The sequence below is a fragment of the Borrelia coriaceae genome (assembly GCF_023035295.1).
GTDB lineage: Bacteria > Spirochaetota > Spirochaetia > Borreliales > Borreliaceae > Borrelia > Borrelia coriaceae.
Genome location: NZ_CP075076.1, coordinates 347,092 through 362,135 on the forward strand (window position 1 = coordinate 347,092; position 15,044 = coordinate 362,135).

Here is a 15,044-nt window from a genome sequence, read left to right on the forward strand (position 1 = left end):
AAAAATATCAACATTTTTATTTATTTGATAGTTTTGTTAATAATTAATTATCAAAATAGGAAACCTCAAAGTCTATCTTATTATCAATACCTTCAACTGAATATAGATTAATTCTATTAACATTATTCTTATCTAGAACTTTATTTCCAGAATCAACAAAATAATAATAAATCCTACCCTTAGGAAGATCTTTAAGCTTAATAGTATATACACCTTTTTGAGGTTCTTGTTCAATTAACCTGTTTAAAAATGGATTAAAGTTATTGAAATTGCCAGCTATTGTGACAATCTGACCAGGACGACCTATATAAAAAATCTCAACTTCTCTTCCATCAGAAGAATCAATCGGATTTCTTAAAGACACATAACTATGATCCACATCTATATCAATTATAGAGAATGGTATTAAGTCTTTATTAAAGACTACATTTTTATTATATGCATCATTTGTCCAAATACCATCCACAACAAGCCTATACTTAATTCTACCAACTCCATGAGGAAGATTGATCTTTACAAAAAAAAGTCCATATTTATTTTTCTTAAATAAGTACTTCTTTGCATAATCATCAAAATCAAAAGCAGCAAAAATTTTTCTAATACTCTTATTAGAAGGATAAAATATAATGACTCTCTTAGAGTCAATTATTGGTGATAAATTATCACTTCTTGTTGAAACTTCTAAAAACTCATTTAAAGATAACTCAAAATTTTCAATTATATGACTTTGTGAAAAAATATTAACAATATTAAAGGAAAAGAATACAAAATAAAATAACCATCCCAAAATTCTTTCCATGACTTAATTGCAACATCCATTAAGCAATTCTTTTGATAAAATACTACACATTTATTTTGTTTATTATTATACTGAAAACATATACTAAAGTAAATATACAAATATTACCAATAAGGAGCGGAAAATGGGCTTTCATATTTATGAAATAAAAGCTAGGCAAATAATTGATTCTAGAGGCAATCCAACTGTTGAAGCAGATGTCATACTTGAAGATGGTTCTCTAGGTAGAGCAGCTGTTCCATCAGGAGCCTCAACAGGAATACATGAAGCTGTTGAATTACGAGACGGCAACAAATCTGTTTACATGGGTAAAGGAGTACTCAAAGCAGTTGAAAATATAATAAATATTATCTCTCCAGAACTTGAAGGAATGAGTGCTTTAAACCAAGTAGAAATCGACAGAAAAATGCTTGAACTTGATGGAACTCCTAACAAATCAAAACTTGGAGCCAATGCTATACTTGCAGTTTCAATGGCTACAGCTAGAGCAGCAGCTGAACATCTTGGACTTAAAGTTTATCAATATCTTGGCACCTACAAAGCCAACATTTTACCTACACCCATGTGTAACATTATAAATGGTGGTGCTCACTCTAATAACTGTGTCGATTTTCAAGAATTTATGATAATGCCAATTGGAGCAAAAACTTTCAGTGATGCAATAAGAATGTCTGCTGAAGTTTTTCACACACTAAAAGGTATTTTAAGCAAAAAGGGATATGCAACATCTGTAGGAGATGAAGGAGGATTTGCACCAAATTTAAAGTCCAATGAAGAAGCTTGTGAAGTTATTATGGAAGCTATTAAAACCGTAGGCTACACACCTGGAACAGATATCGCAATTGCTCTTGATCCAGCAACATCTGAATTATATGATCCAAAAACAAAAAAATATGTACTTAAATGGTCAACAAAAGAAGAACTCACATCTGAAGAAATGGTCGAATATTGGGCAAAATGGGTAGAAAAATATCCTATTATCTCAATTGAAGACGGCATGGCTGAAGAAGACTGGGATGGGTGGAAAAAACTTACAGATAAGATTGGAGATAAAGTCCAACTTGTTGGAGACGATTTATTTGTAACAAACACATCATTCCTTAAAAAAGGAATTGAAATGAAAGTTGCAAATGCAATTCTCATTAAAGTAAATCAAATTGGAACACTAACTGAAACTTTTGAAGCTGTAGAGATGGCAAAAAAAGCAGGATATACTGCAATAGTTTCACATCGCTCAGGAGAAACAGAAGACACAACAATAGCCGATCTTGTTGTTGCTCTTGGAACAGGACAAATCAAAACAGGATCCTTATCAAGAACAGACAGAATAGCTAAATATAATCAACTCTTAAGAATAGAAGAAGAATTAGGCAGTATTGCCGAATACCATGGAAAAGATGTTTTTTATTCTATTAAAAAATAATAATAACAACTAAAGCCCTCTTCTGAGGGCTTTTTTCATACAAACAGAATATAGAAATAAAATATAACAATAAATATTTATCTTTTTGAAAATTGAAAACTTTTTCTAGCTTTCTTTCTACCAAACTTCTTACGTTCAACTTTTCTAGAATCTCTTGTTAAAAACCCATTGGATTTAAGAATCATTTTATACTCTTTATCAAGATCAAAAAGAGCTCTTGCAATACCATGCCTAATAGCACCAGCCTGACCTGAAATACCACCTCCATAAATATTAATGCAAAGGTCATACCTTCCAAGAGTATTTGTTAAAACCAATGGAGCGAGAGCAATTGTCTTTAACTTTTCAAGTTGCATATAAGAATCTAAGTCCTTACTATTGATCTTAATATTACCCTTACCTTCCCTAATATAAACCCTAGCAACAGAAGACTTTCTCCTTCCCATACCTATTCCTAAATTAATACCTTTAACGTCTGACTTTGCCATTTTTCCTCTCTTAATTTGCGTCTAATTTATAAAAATTCTGAGACTTAAGCATATGATTAGAATCAGCAAGAACTTTAAGATTTCTAAAAAGCTCACGCCCCAAAGGCCCTTTTGGTAACATACCCTTAATAGCTATCTCAAGGGGAGCTGTTGGCTTCCTCGCAGACAATGTTCTAAAAGTATCAGAATGAAGTCCTCCAGGATACCTTGAATGCCTATAATAAATTTTCTGAAAATATTTTTTACCAGTAAGTTTAATCTTTGAAGCATTAATAATTATAACATTATCACCTAAATCTTGGTGAGGTGTATAAAAAGGATTATGCTTACCTCTCAAAATTTTAACAGCTTCTGTAGCAACTCTACCAAGAACCCTATCTTTAGCATCAATCACACACCATTTCTTCTCTACACATTTAGGCTTAACCCATATTGTCTTATTATTAGTTATCCTCTTCATAATAGCACACAGTCCTCACTTAGATATTCTACAAAGTTATGCCTTTTAATTGTATTATTTGTAAGTTCACCTGTCAATACTAAGATCCAAATTTATCCTGTAGTTTAAGAGAAACTTTTAAAAAGTTATCTACATCTCCTTTAGAAAATTTTAAAGGAACAAGCGACGGAACATCAAAAATAGGGCTAATTAAATACCCATTTTTTAAATACTCATTAAAAACTTCATTATGATATTCAGATTTATAAATAGGAAACATATATCTATTAATCAGTTTAAATAGAGGCGTAGCAAAAATACCAAAATTAATTTTTATATTTTTTTCATAAGACAAAATCTGAGCAAGCATATGCCTAGCAATGCCTAAAGTTAAAGCATCAAAAGGATCACTAAATTCCATTCTTCTAGACAAATTATCTACTATAGCAATGCTAATAGACATGCATCCAGGCATTGGAATATTTACAAGCATAGGATATCTAAAATTACTAAATCCAGCCTTAAATTCATATATGCCCTGTTCATCCTCCCAAGGATTACTAAAACAACATTGACCCGTTAAAGATAACAAAAAATCTCTAGCGTCTCTTTCAAACTTAAAAATACGCACAAATCCTGCTTCTTTAAAAAAAGAAAAAAAAACATTTTCAAACTGCTTCCTAAATACAGAAGGATAAGAAGCAGTAAGACCTCTTGAAAAAGTTTGCTTAAGAATAAGATTTAATCCTCTAACCCTATGTCCTAAAAAGTTTAGTCCACCATTTAAGTATAAATCTAAATATCGATTACCATTAATATCATAAAGATAAAAAAACCTTGCCCTTTTAATTATTGGAAAACAATCAATCAAAGATCTATTACACATCCCTTAACTTGCTCATTAAAATTTCATTTGCAAGAACAGGATTAACCCTACCAGAGGTTTTTTGCATAATCTGACCCATCATAAACTTAATTGCATGACTCTTACCTTTCTTGTAAAGCTCAATTGACTTAGGATTTGCATTTAAAACTTCCAACACAACTGATTCAATAAAAGCACTATCACTTATCTGTTCCAAATTTTTTTCATTAATAATGATAGAAGGGGGAACATTCCTCTCAAGCATTTCTAAAAATATTTCCTTTGCAATCTTACCACTTACCTTGTCACTAACAATGAATTCCACAAGTTCACTAATACATGATGGGGGCAAATTAAAATCAAGTATACTTATCTCTTTATCATTTAGTATACTTAATACCTCAGATAATATCCAATTTGCCACTCTCTTAGGATCACTGGAAGTCATTACTGCCTCTTCAAAATACTTAACCAAATTTTTATCAGCAGTTAAAGTCATAACATCAAAATCACTAAGACCATATTGCTCTTTTAATCTAATCCTTGCTTCAAAAGGCAATTCCATCATTCTATTAGACTTTATACTTTCAATATAAGCATCATCAAGTTTAATCAAAGGTAAATCGGGATCCTTTATATAACGATAATCGGCTATCGTCTCTTTGCTCCTTTGAAGTATTGTAATACCCTTTTTATCATCAAAACCCATTGTATGCTTACCCACACCATCAAAAGTCCTCCTATGTAAAATCCATTCCTCTTTTTGCCTAAACTCCTCATAAGCAATTGCCAACTTTACTGATTTAAAAGAATTTAAATTCTTTATCTCAGAAATAGGGGTTTTATACTCGACATTATTCTCATTAATAAGTAAATTAATATTGACATCACAACGAAATGATCCATTTTCCATGTTACAATCAGACAAATCAAGATACCTCAAAATTTCTCTTAAAGAGCTCAAATAAGCTACAGCTTCCTCCCCACTATTAATATCTGGTTTTGAAACAATTTCTAGCAACGGTGCACCAGAACGGTTAAAATCAATATAACTTCTATTTTCATTTTCAAGCAAATGCAAGCTTTTACCAGAATCTTCTTCCATATGTATCCTAACAATATTAATTTTTTTTAAACCTGAAATAGTTTCAATAAAGATAAATCCATCCTCACAAATTGGTGTATCATTTTGCGATATTTGATATCCCTTAGGTAAATCAGGATAAGCATAATGCTTTCTGTCAAACTTAATAACATTTCTAATTTTAGAATTAGTAGCATGTCCAGCTAAAATTGCACTATTAATAAGTTCTCTATTCACACTAGGCAATGCACCAGGAAGTCCAAGACATGACGGACAAGTCCGAGAATTTGGAATTCCACCAAAATCATTCTTACACCCGCAAAAAGCTTTAGTCTTTAATCCTAATTGTACATGCACTTCTAAACCAACAATCAATTTATATTCCATTTAATCCCAATTCCTCTATTATATTTTTTGCAAAATTTAAAAGCTCAAAATCTCTCTTAAATCGGCCAACTATTTGCATACCAATAGGTAATCCCTTATCAGTTTGAATAAAGGGAATAGAAAGTGCAGGCACTCCAATAAGATTGGCAAATACAGTACACAAATCAGAATAATACATTTTTATAGGATTATCAAAATTCTCACCAATTTTAAAAGGCTTCACAAGGCTTGTAGGCGTAATAATATATGAATAATCATTCAAAATTTCATTGAATTTGGGAATCAATACATTTTCAATAATCTTACAGGCCTTTGCATAATATTGCAAATCATAACCCTCTGATAACAAATAATTACCAAGAACAATACGCCTTTTCACTTCTTCTCTTAAAAATAAACTCCTATGTTTATAGTAAAAATCATTAAGGCTTAACTCATCGTTTAATCTTTTGCCATAATGAATACAAGTATAACGAGCAAGATTAGACGCAGCCTCAACTGGAGATACTGAATAGTAAAGAGAAAGCACAAAGTTAATTGTCTCTATTGAAACCTCATGTATTTCAACGCCCCTTTTTAAAAGTTCAGATTTAAATTTAGAAAACTCACAAGCAACCTCTGGCTCCATCAAATCTTCACTAAATTCTTTAATCACAGCTAATTTGGCACCTGATAAAGACTTACTTGACAATGGATAAGGCTCTTGAATAAGATCTATGCTAGTAGCATCCATCTTATCAATTCCACAAGTATATTTTAATATTAAAGCCACATCATCAATAGAATTAGCAAAAAACCCTATTTGATCAAGAGATGATGCATATGCTGCAAGCCCATAACGAGATAAACCCCCATAAGAAGGCTTAAAACCAATTAAACCAGAAAAAGAAGCAGGAAGTCTAACAGAACCCCCGGTATCGCTACCAAGTGCAAAAGGAGCTTGGCTAGCAGCAACAACGGCTCCAGAACCACCTGAACTACCACCCACAACATATTCTTTATTTAAAGGATTAAGCGTAACACCATAATAAGAAAATTCACAAGAAGATCCCATTGCAAATTCATCCATATTAGTTCTACCAATCATAATCGCACCATGATCTTTTAATCTCTCAATAACAGTTGCATCATAAGGAGAAACATACCCTTGCAATATTTCAGATGAACAAGTTAAGCCCCTATTTTTAATTGAAATATTATCCTTAACAGCAATGGGCATACCAATCAAAGGCAAGTCTTGGCCCTCGCCTCTATTTAAAAGCTCATCATATTTTTTTGCCAATTCTAATGCATCATCAAAAAACTCAATATATCCATTAATATCCTTATTTGCTTCATAACGCTCTTTATAAAAGAGAACAATATCATAAATTTTACACCTACGAGTTAATATTAATTCTCTAATTTTTATTAAACTTAAATCCTTGAAATCCAAACTAATACTCCCTATTCAAGCACTTTAGGTGATGCAAAATAACCATCCACAAACACATTGCTAAATTCTTTAATAGTTTCAATTGTCAAAGAGGGTAAAATTTCATCATTCCTTAAATCAGAAATAGTACATGTTTTTTTTTGAATGCCATCTTTTATCTCAAATTCAGAAATTTTATTCAACATGCCAATAATTTGTTCAAATTTCATGGCAAACTTCACTTCTTCACTCTTGCTTAATCTCAATAAACTTAATTTCAAACTATCTTCTAAATGAATATCTCTCAAATTATACCTCTAAATTTTAGTAAGCCCTTTAATATAGTTTGAGCTTAAAATAGCCTTTTTCCCATTTTTCAGACTAATTTTAACAAACGACTCACCATCCTGATACCACTTATCAACAACTATTCCATTCTCACCATTATAAGTGATATAATCTCCAATATTAAAGTTTTTATTACAAATTTTTGAAAAAAAATATTTAAAATTGTCTTTTAAATATTCTGGAACAAAAACAATATCATAATTATCTTTGTTAATATCTTGAAAAAAGACTGACATCGCTGTATTCCTTAGCATGCCCCCAAAAAATCTCTGCAAATTAATTGTAACGATAAGTTCAAATTTAGCTCTAGTAATAGCAACATAAAAAAGTCTTCTCTCCTCTTCCAGCCTATCTTGAGTCAACTCTTCAATCTCAGCAGGCAACAACCCCTTCTCAAGACCAGATATTATTACTCTATCAAATTCAAGTCCTTTAACTCCATGAATTGAAGAGAGTAGAACACTAGACTTAAAATCTCCATGAATTAAAGGAGAAAGTGATGAATTTTCTAAGAATATTACAAGCCCCTCAAAACTACCTGAATATTCAACTCCACTACTAATAAGTTCATCAATATTTCTAACCTTCTCATCTTTATCAAATTTTTGATAATAATCCCAAAATCCAGATCTCATTACAACATCTTTAATAAATTCAGATAAATTTACATAAATATTGCTTTGTATATTTTCTGCTAGATCATCATATAAATTTAGAAAAGCAATAAGCGAATCCCTTGCTTTGCCCCTAAGATTTTCAACAACTTTTCTACTTGCAAGAATTAAATCAGAATTGACATTACGATCATTTAGCATTGCAACTATTTTATCAGTAGTAGTTTTTCCAAGCCCCCTAGCAGGCTTATTTATTACCCTTAAGAAAGAAACTTTATCTCTTTTATTTATAAAAAGTCTTAATAAAGAAATTATATCTTTAATCTCTTCCCTTTCATAAAACCTAATTGAGCCTAATACTTTATGTGGAATATTATGTTTTAAAAAAGCTTTCTCAAATTGCAAAGATTGGTGATTAAACCTATAAAGCACTGCCGTCTCAAATTCGTTTTCAAGAAGGAAATTAGAAAAATATTCAGCTTCTTCTGAAGGATTCCGAAAGACAAAAAGTTTTATCTTTTTGCCCATCTTATTTTCTGTAACTATTACTTTTTCATATCGATTTCTATTTTTCGAAATAACATCATTAGCAACATTCACAATACTTAAACTGGAACGATAATTTTGCACCAAATAATATTTGGACACATTGTTAAATACTTTTTCAAATTCAAGAATATTCTCAATTCTAGCCCCTCTAAAAGAATAGATAGACTGATCCTCATCCCCTACCACCATAAAATGCATACCCTTACAATAAAGCTCTTTTATAAATAAAAATTGTGTATAATTAGTATCTTGATACTCATCTACAAAAATAGCCTTAAATCTCTTTTGAACTTTCATCTTTATATCTTCACAATCTCTTAACATCAAAACAGCTTTAAGAATAAGATCAGCAAAATCAAAAGCATTATTTCTAGATTTTTCTTGTTCATAAAACTTAATATCTTCGCAACTCTTCTCATCAAGACCACAATAACCATCTAAAAAAGAATTTTCCTTATACTTAAGTATAAAAGCAGCCAAATGCTTTGCAAGTTCAATGGTTGAAGCAAGTCCAATTTGTTTAACAAATTTAATAACATCATTAGTATCCCAAATCGTGAAATTTGAATCATAGTTTGTATCAAACTCTTTAAAGTAAAGTCTTAAAAGCCAAGCACCAAAAGAATGAAAAGTTTGAATATGCAAATCCTTGTTGAAATTAAAAAGATAATTTAATCTTAACTTCATCTCATTGGCAGCTTTGTTTGTAAATGTTAAAGCAAGAATTTCTTCTGGTCTTAATTTCACTTCCTTTATTAAATGCGCTATTTTAGCTGTTATAACTCTAGTCTTACCACTGCCTGGACCTGCCAAAACAAGAATGGGATTTTTAGTATCATCCAAAACAATTTGCTTTTGATAAGAATTTAAATTAAAGAGAAATTCTTCTATTTTGTCCATTAGTAAACTTCAGAAACCTTAAGATCAAAACCCCCAGGGGTTTTTAACCAAAAAAATTGGACTGCCATTATTTCCCTTCCATAACCCTTTAAAATAGAAGTAATATCCTTGCCTTGAAGAACAAGATTAACATCAGAGAGTCTTGATAAAAACAGGATTAGAGATTTTTTGAAATTTAAACTCAGAGGAGCACCTTTAGATACAAGCAAAGACTTTCCATAAATATTACTCTCATCAACATATCTTAAAAATGAATCGTTTAAAAAATTAATCACTAGATCAATACTAGAAATATTTTGAGAAGAATACAGAGTAGGATAGTCGCTAATCACTCTACTCTTAGGACCATTAACTTCAAAGCCCCAATTTAAAATATTAAATCTACTAGGAAGACTGGTTTCAAGTACATATTCAGCATTGAGCATAAAAAATTCTAAGCTTACATGAGCCTTTCGCACCTTACCTTGAGAACAATTATCATAAACAATCTTAACTTTGACATTCTCACCTAAATCTATTTCCTGAAATTTGCCTAATTGAAAAATATACCTCTTATTTTTCAAATCATTTGTAACAACCAAATCATCATTCATAAAAGAGACTCTATAATTGGCAATAGAATTGCCATAAACTAAAGATAAGAAATCACCTTCTTCAAGCGCAACGTTCCAAAAACTCTCTTTATCAAAAAGGACTTCATGAACTCCTGGACTCCGCTTTACAGAATGATTTGTATTAAACATTTTTCCTACAAACTGTCTAATTTCACTGAAATGTGAAACTAAAAATATTAACACTACAACACTAATTATTACTACCAATATTCGAATTATCTTAGAAAGCTCTAAATACTTATCCCCAAGCCTAACTTCACTTTCAAAATTTGAATTGCTATTTTGCTCCTCAGTCCTAATGCCAATATAACTACTATTAAGCCTTCTTTTATATTCCTTAAAAAGGGATGAAACATACCAAACATCAATTCCCAAATACTCACTGTAAGTCCTTAAAAACCCTAAAGCTAAAACTTCATTTGGAAACGATTCAATATTACAATCTTCAAGTGCCTTAAGATATTGAACAGCAATTCTAATATCATCAGATATCATTTCAAGAGTCAAACCTTTATCAATCCGAGCCTTTTTTAAAAAATCTCCAAATCTAATGAAATTATCTCTTTCCATTTTTCCATACCTCAAGTTTTTTTAACATCGTACAAAAAATTATCCACCTTATTTGAAGTTTTCGGCAGATCATACTTAAATCTACTATCAGGAATACCAACATTAAATTTCACAGATAAAAGATCAATAATTATTTCTCTACCACCACCTGTAGGATAAGCAATAACTCTCCTAATTGCACCATTTTTAGTAAAAGCAATCATAAATGAATCAATTGTAGCAGCACCCTTATAAAGTCGTCTTGAAAAAGTCAATTTTATAAAATTTTCTGTACTCCCTCCACCTGCAGATTCGTCAAGAGGTTCTAAGTTAGGAGAATTAGTATAAGACACACTATACTCAGTGCTTAAAATATTCATAAAGCCACTCCCCGATTTGCCCATAGTCAACTGCTGGCTAAAAGAAGTCCCAAGAGATGGAACATAAACGGTTAAAACTTGGCCATCACTTACAAAAACCTGATTATTTGAATCCAAATTAATAATAAATTTATCGGGAAATTTATATAATAAAGTTCCTGTTTGTTTCAATCCCTTTACATTAAGACTAATTTTAGCCTGCATATCTTCTACATTTTGATAATTTAAATATATATTCTCAAAATACTGAGTGGCAGATACTTGAGCAAAAACTAAACAAGGAAATAAAATTAATATTATTTTTTTCATTATAAAAACTCGTATATTACTAAGCTCAATTTAAAAATAAACTCATTGCACACCCTATACCCAATATAGATAGCACAACTTGTTATAATAATAAGCTATTATTTATAATATATCATTTTATAAATTAATAATAAATATACTCTAACAAAAGATCAAAGAGGTGACAATGTCATTAAACTACAGTGAAATCAACATTCTACTTAAAGAATTACCGTTAAAAAATTCATTTTTAAGAAAAATAAAACAACCAAACCATAAAACTTTGGTCCTAGAACTTCATAATAAAGAAACAAATGAAAAAAATTTCAATGTATTAATTGGATTAGACTCCCAAAAAACAAGAATTCACAAAACAAATAAAAAATTTGAAAATGTTAAACCCCATTTAAGATTTTTTGAATTCCTAAAATCAAAAATTCAAAATGGCAAAATATCTGAAGCATATCAAATAAAAAATGAAAGAATAATTTTAATTAAAGTACTCAAAGATAAAATCATAATCTTTATATTCATAAAATTATGGCCATCATCTCCTAACATAATTGCGACAGATACAAATTTTAAAATCTTTGATGCATATTATAGAAGACCAAACTCAAAAGAAATTACAGGTGAAAGATTCATAAAAGCCAAAGAAATTATTGAAAATGATGATATAACTGATAAAAAAGAAGCCAAACTCAAAGATGGATACAAAAATGAAATATCTTATTCTGAGTTTATTGAAAATTACTATGAAGATTTAGAAACAACAGAAACCCAAGAACATAATGTAAAACAACTTAGAAAGAAATATGAAAAAGAAAAAATAAATTTAGAGAAAAAAATAAGCTCTCTAGAGAAACAAATAAAATCAATTGGAACAATCGAGACTCAAAGAGAAAAAGGTGAAATGATCTTAACAAACATCAACAAAATAAAAAAAGGCATGGATGAAATCATTTTAACAAATATCAATGGAGAACAAATTAGAATAATGCTGAATAAAGCATTATTACCTAAAGATAATGCCTTAAAATACTTTAAAGAATACAAAAAAAATAAAAATTCTCTAAAAATCATACAAGAACAATTAGAATATGCAAGAACACAATACGACACATTAATATCAAAGATAAATTGCATAGAAAAAAATGACTGTATCATACTGGCAAATGACAAACCTAAAAAACATAAAATTATGAAAAGCCAATCTATTGGTCTTCATTTCATATCTTACGATTTTGAAATTGTTGTAGGCAGAAATGCAAAAGAAAACGATGAACTTTTAAGAAGTTGGGCAAAGGGAAATGATTACTGGCTACACACAAGAGACTATCCTGGAGCCTATGTGTTTATTAGAAACAAAAAAGACAAAACACCTCCTCTTGAGGTCTTAATAGATGCTGGAAATTTATGTGTGTTTTACACAAAACCTGCAAGACAAGCGGGCAAAGGCGATCTTTACTATACTAATGTTAAATATTTAAGAAGAGTGAAAGGCGGAAAAAAGGGACTTGTAATACCTAACAGGGAAAAAAACTTAAATATCAAACTAGACACCAAAATATTAAACAAACTAAAAAACCAACCTTATAACACATGCTAAGTTAATCTTAAAATAAAATAACAAGTTCTTAAAAAAATATTGTTATTAGACTTTAAAAAGCATAAAATTTAAATACTGTAGGAGAAAAAATAAATGATACAAAAATTAACAAAAATAGTAGCAACAATATCTGACCTCAGATGTGATCCAGAACACATAAAAGAGTTATATGAAGCAGGAGTAAACGTAATAAGACTTAATACCGCACATCAATCTCATGAAGATGCAATAAAAGTGATAAACAACGTTAGACAAGTTTCAAATAAAATAGCTTTAATGATTGATACAAAAGGACCAGAAGTTAGAACAGCCAATATAGAAAATCCTATTACCGTTAAGATAGGAGATAAAATAATAATCTCAACTTCACCTATCAATGAGTCAAATTCATTGCAAACTAACTATGATGGATTTGTAAATGAGGTTCCAAATGGATCAAAAATCCTTATTGACGATGGAGAACTTGAAATGATTGTTATCGAAAAACTAGCAGACAGACTTATCTGTGAAGTTAAAAACGATGGACAAATCAAAAATAAAAAATCAATCAATACACCAGGAATTTCACTTAAATTACAATCTGTAACTGAAAAAGATAAAGGATTTATTGAACTTGCAGCAAAACAAAATATTGATTTCATTGCCCATTCATTTGTAAGACATGCAAAAGATATTCAAGACGTTAAAGATATATTAAATACTGCTGGAAACCCAGACGTTAAAATTATTGCCAAAGTGGAGAATCAAGAAGGAATCGATAACATTGAAGAAATAGCAAAGGCATCTTATGGAATTATGGTTGCAAGAGGCGATATGGGAGTTGAAATACCTGCTGAAGATGTTCCTTTGGCACAAATTAAAATAACAAAAACCTGCATTAAATATGGGGTACCAGTAATTACCGCAACACAAATGCTGCACACAATGATTGAAAATCCAAGACCTACAAGAGCAGAGGTTTCTGATGTTGCCAATGCAATTCTAAATGGTACAGATGCTATAATGTTATCTGGAGAGACAGCTTATGGAAAATATCCAATTGAAGCTGTTAAGATGATGACCAAAATTGCTATAGAAGTTGAAAAATATAGAGAAAAAACATTATTCCAAGATGAAATTTTCCATAGTAAAAGGCTTATAAGAAACTATATTATTAAATGTGCAATTGATGCAACAAAAATAATGCCTGTTAAAGCTATCATTGTTGATTCACTCAAGGGAAGAACTGCAAGAATAATGGCAACATACAGAGCAAGTGTACCTCTATTTATTACAACAAATAATGAAAGAATAGCAAGAGAATTATCACTCTCTTACGGTGTTTATTCTAATTTTGTTAACCATAATTTCAAAGAAACAACTGAATTTGTATTAACTTCTCTTGAAATGCTTAAAACACAAGAAATAGTTAAAGATTCAGATATTGTAGTAATTATCTCTGGAAATCCAAATAGAGATACCAACAAAGGTACAGAATTTATGGAAATAAACACAGTAGAAGATGCAATCAAGGGACATAACAAATAAATAAAATAAGAAACAGTTTAGTAGATAATATATTTTATCCAACTAATACTCAAAACCTAGAATTATTTAACTTAAATAAAAGAAAAACTCATAAAGCGCTCCTGACAAGTTATGGGACTTATGAGTTTTTCTTAGATAAGATTGATCTATTCAAAAAAATAATAGCAAACAATACAAAAAATATTTTTATATTCTCACAAACAAAAGAAAATTCACACATTAATATTTCAGATCATCAGGCTTGGAAATTTTTTAATAAAACAATTAATGTTAATCTAGATATAATAAATTTAATAAAAAACTTTGAATTTACAAATACAGAAAATAAGATAATAGAAAACGACCATAAAATTGAAATCACATTAAATTTTATCAAAGACATAATACAAGATATAAAAATCATCCCTATTCTTTTGGGTAAGCTTAAAAATCAAACTATAAAAGAATTTTGTACATTGTTAGACCCATTTACAAAAAAAGAACAAAATTCTTTCATATTTCTCTCTCACTTTATCTCTCATTCTACAAACCTAAACAAAACCATAAAGTCAACAAACACACTAAAGGAACTCTTAAACAGACCTAATGTAAATTCATTAACTTTATTAGAATATTATAATACACACAAAATATTGCCTGAAAACATAAATGCAATCATCATCATGCATAAACTTTTTCAAAAATTTGAGTTTACAAAACATGAACTCGTCAATCATGGTAATGAATATTTAATAATAGAAAATATATTAATAAATTAAAATCGACAA

At 29.9% G+C, this 15,044-nt stretch carries 14 protein-coding genes; 4 read left to right on the forward strand and 10 right to left on the reverse strand.

Features of this window, described 5'->3' with window-relative positions; all coding sequences use genetic code 11:
• Positions 1 to 43: 43 nt before the first annotated feature.
• Entirely contained in the window at positions 44 to 799 is a 756-nt protein-coding gene (locus bcCo53_RS01665) for an early set domain-containing protein (RefSeq protein WP_025407985.1), read from the reverse strand.
• A 124-nt stretch (positions 800 to 923) separates the two neighbouring features.
• Between bcCo53_RS01665 and eno the strand changes: the two genes are divergently transcribed.
• Positions 924 to 2,222, forward strand: coding sequence for a phosphopyruvate hydratase (gene eno / locus bcCo53_RS01670; protein WP_025407986.1), 1,299 nt, complete (start codon positions 924 to 926; stop codon positions 2,220 to 2,222).
• 77 nt (positions 2,223 to 2,299) lie between these two features.
• On the opposite strand, the gene rpsI is transcribed toward eno, so the two are convergent.
• From rpsI to bcCo53_RS01715, 9 genes are all read right to left on the reverse strand, one after another.
• Complete coding sequence (gene rpsI, locus bcCo53_RS01675; protein ID WP_025407987.1) at positions 2,300 to 2,710, reverse strand: 30S ribosomal protein S9; 411 nt, start codon at positions 2,708 to 2,710, stop codon at positions 2,300 to 2,302.
• Positions 2,711 to 2,720: 10 nt separating this feature from the next.
• Positions 2,721 to 3,170 carry a 50S ribosomal protein L13 gene (gene rplM, locus bcCo53_RS01680; protein ID WP_025407988.1) on the reverse strand — a complete coding sequence of 150 codons (450 nt, stop codon included), beginning with the start codon at positions 3,168 to 3,170 and terminating at the stop codon, positions 2,721 to 2,723.
• A 79-nt stretch (positions 3,171 to 3,249) separates the two neighbouring features.
• Positions 3,250 to 4,035 (reverse strand): hypothetical protein, encoded by a 786-nt coding sequence (locus bcCo53_RS01685; RefSeq protein WP_028328353.1) that lies wholly within the window; start codon positions 4,033 to 4,035, stop codon positions 3,250 to 3,252.
• Positions 4,028 to 5,485: an Asp-tRNA(Asn)/Glu-tRNA(Gln) amidotransferase subunit GatB gene (gatB, locus tag bcCo53_RS01690; protein WP_025407989.1), complete on the reverse strand. Its 1,458-nt coding sequence runs from the start codon at positions 5,483 to 5,485 to the stop codon at positions 4,028 to 4,030. The genes bcCo53_RS01685 and gatB overlap by 8 nt, the downstream gene beginning before the upstream one ends.
• A complete protein-coding gene (gatA, locus tag bcCo53_RS01695; RefSeq protein WP_025407990.1) occupies positions 5,475 to 6,920 on the reverse strand; it encodes an Asp-tRNA(Asn)/Glu-tRNA(Gln) amidotransferase subunit GatA in 1,446 nt (481 codons plus the stop codon). Before gatA ends, gatB begins: the two co-directional genes overlap by 11 nt.
• 11 nt (positions 6,921 to 6,931) lie before the next feature.
• On the reverse strand, positions 6,932 to 7,207 hold the full coding sequence (gatC, locus tag bcCo53_RS01700) for an Asp-tRNA(Asn)/Glu-tRNA(Gln) amidotransferase subunit GatC (protein ID WP_025407991.1): 276 nt from the start codon (positions 7,205 to 7,207) through the stop codon (positions 6,932 to 6,934).
• A gap of 9 nt (positions 7,208 to 7,216) precedes the next feature.
• Positions 7,217 to 9,310, reverse strand: a complete 2,094-nt coding sequence (locus bcCo53_RS01705; protein ID WP_025407992.1) for an ATP-dependent helicase — start codon at positions 9,308 to 9,310, stop codon at positions 7,217 to 7,219.
• Positions 9,310 to 10,494, reverse strand: coding sequence for a helix-turn-helix domain-containing protein (locus bcCo53_RS01710; RefSeq protein WP_025407993.1), 1,185 nt, complete (start codon positions 10,492 to 10,494; stop codon positions 9,310 to 9,312). The genes bcCo53_RS01705 and bcCo53_RS01710 overlap by 1 nt, the downstream gene beginning before the upstream one ends.
• Positions 10,495 to 10,505: 11 nt before the next feature.
• A complete protein-coding gene (locus bcCo53_RS01715; protein WP_025407994.1) occupies positions 10,506 to 11,162 on the reverse strand; it encodes a LolA family protein in 657 nt (218 codons plus the stop codon).
• Positions 11,163 to 11,328: 166 nt separating this feature from the next.
• Here bcCo53_RS01715 and bcCo53_RS01720 point away from each other — a divergent pair, with 166 nt between their 5' ends.
• From bcCo53_RS01720 to amrB, 3 genes are all read left to right on the forward strand, one after another.
• Complete coding sequence (locus tag bcCo53_RS01720) at positions 11,329 to 12,750, forward strand: NFACT RNA binding domain-containing protein (protein ID WP_025407995.1); 1,422 nt, start codon at positions 11,329 to 11,331, stop codon at positions 12,748 to 12,750.
• A 93-nt stretch (positions 12,751 to 12,843) separates the two neighbouring features.
• Complete coding sequence (gene pyk, locus bcCo53_RS01725) at positions 12,844 to 14,277, forward strand: pyruvate kinase (RefSeq protein WP_025407996.1); 1,434 nt, start codon at positions 12,844 to 12,846, stop codon at positions 14,275 to 14,277.
• Positions 14,278 to 14,282: 5 nt separating this feature from the next.
• On the forward strand, positions 14,283 to 15,035 hold the full coding sequence (gene amrB, locus bcCo53_RS01730; protein WP_038365368.1) for an AmmeMemoRadiSam system protein B: 753 nt from the start codon (positions 14,283 to 14,285) through the stop codon (positions 15,033 to 15,035).
• Positions 15,036 to 15,044: the final 9 nt, after the last annotated feature.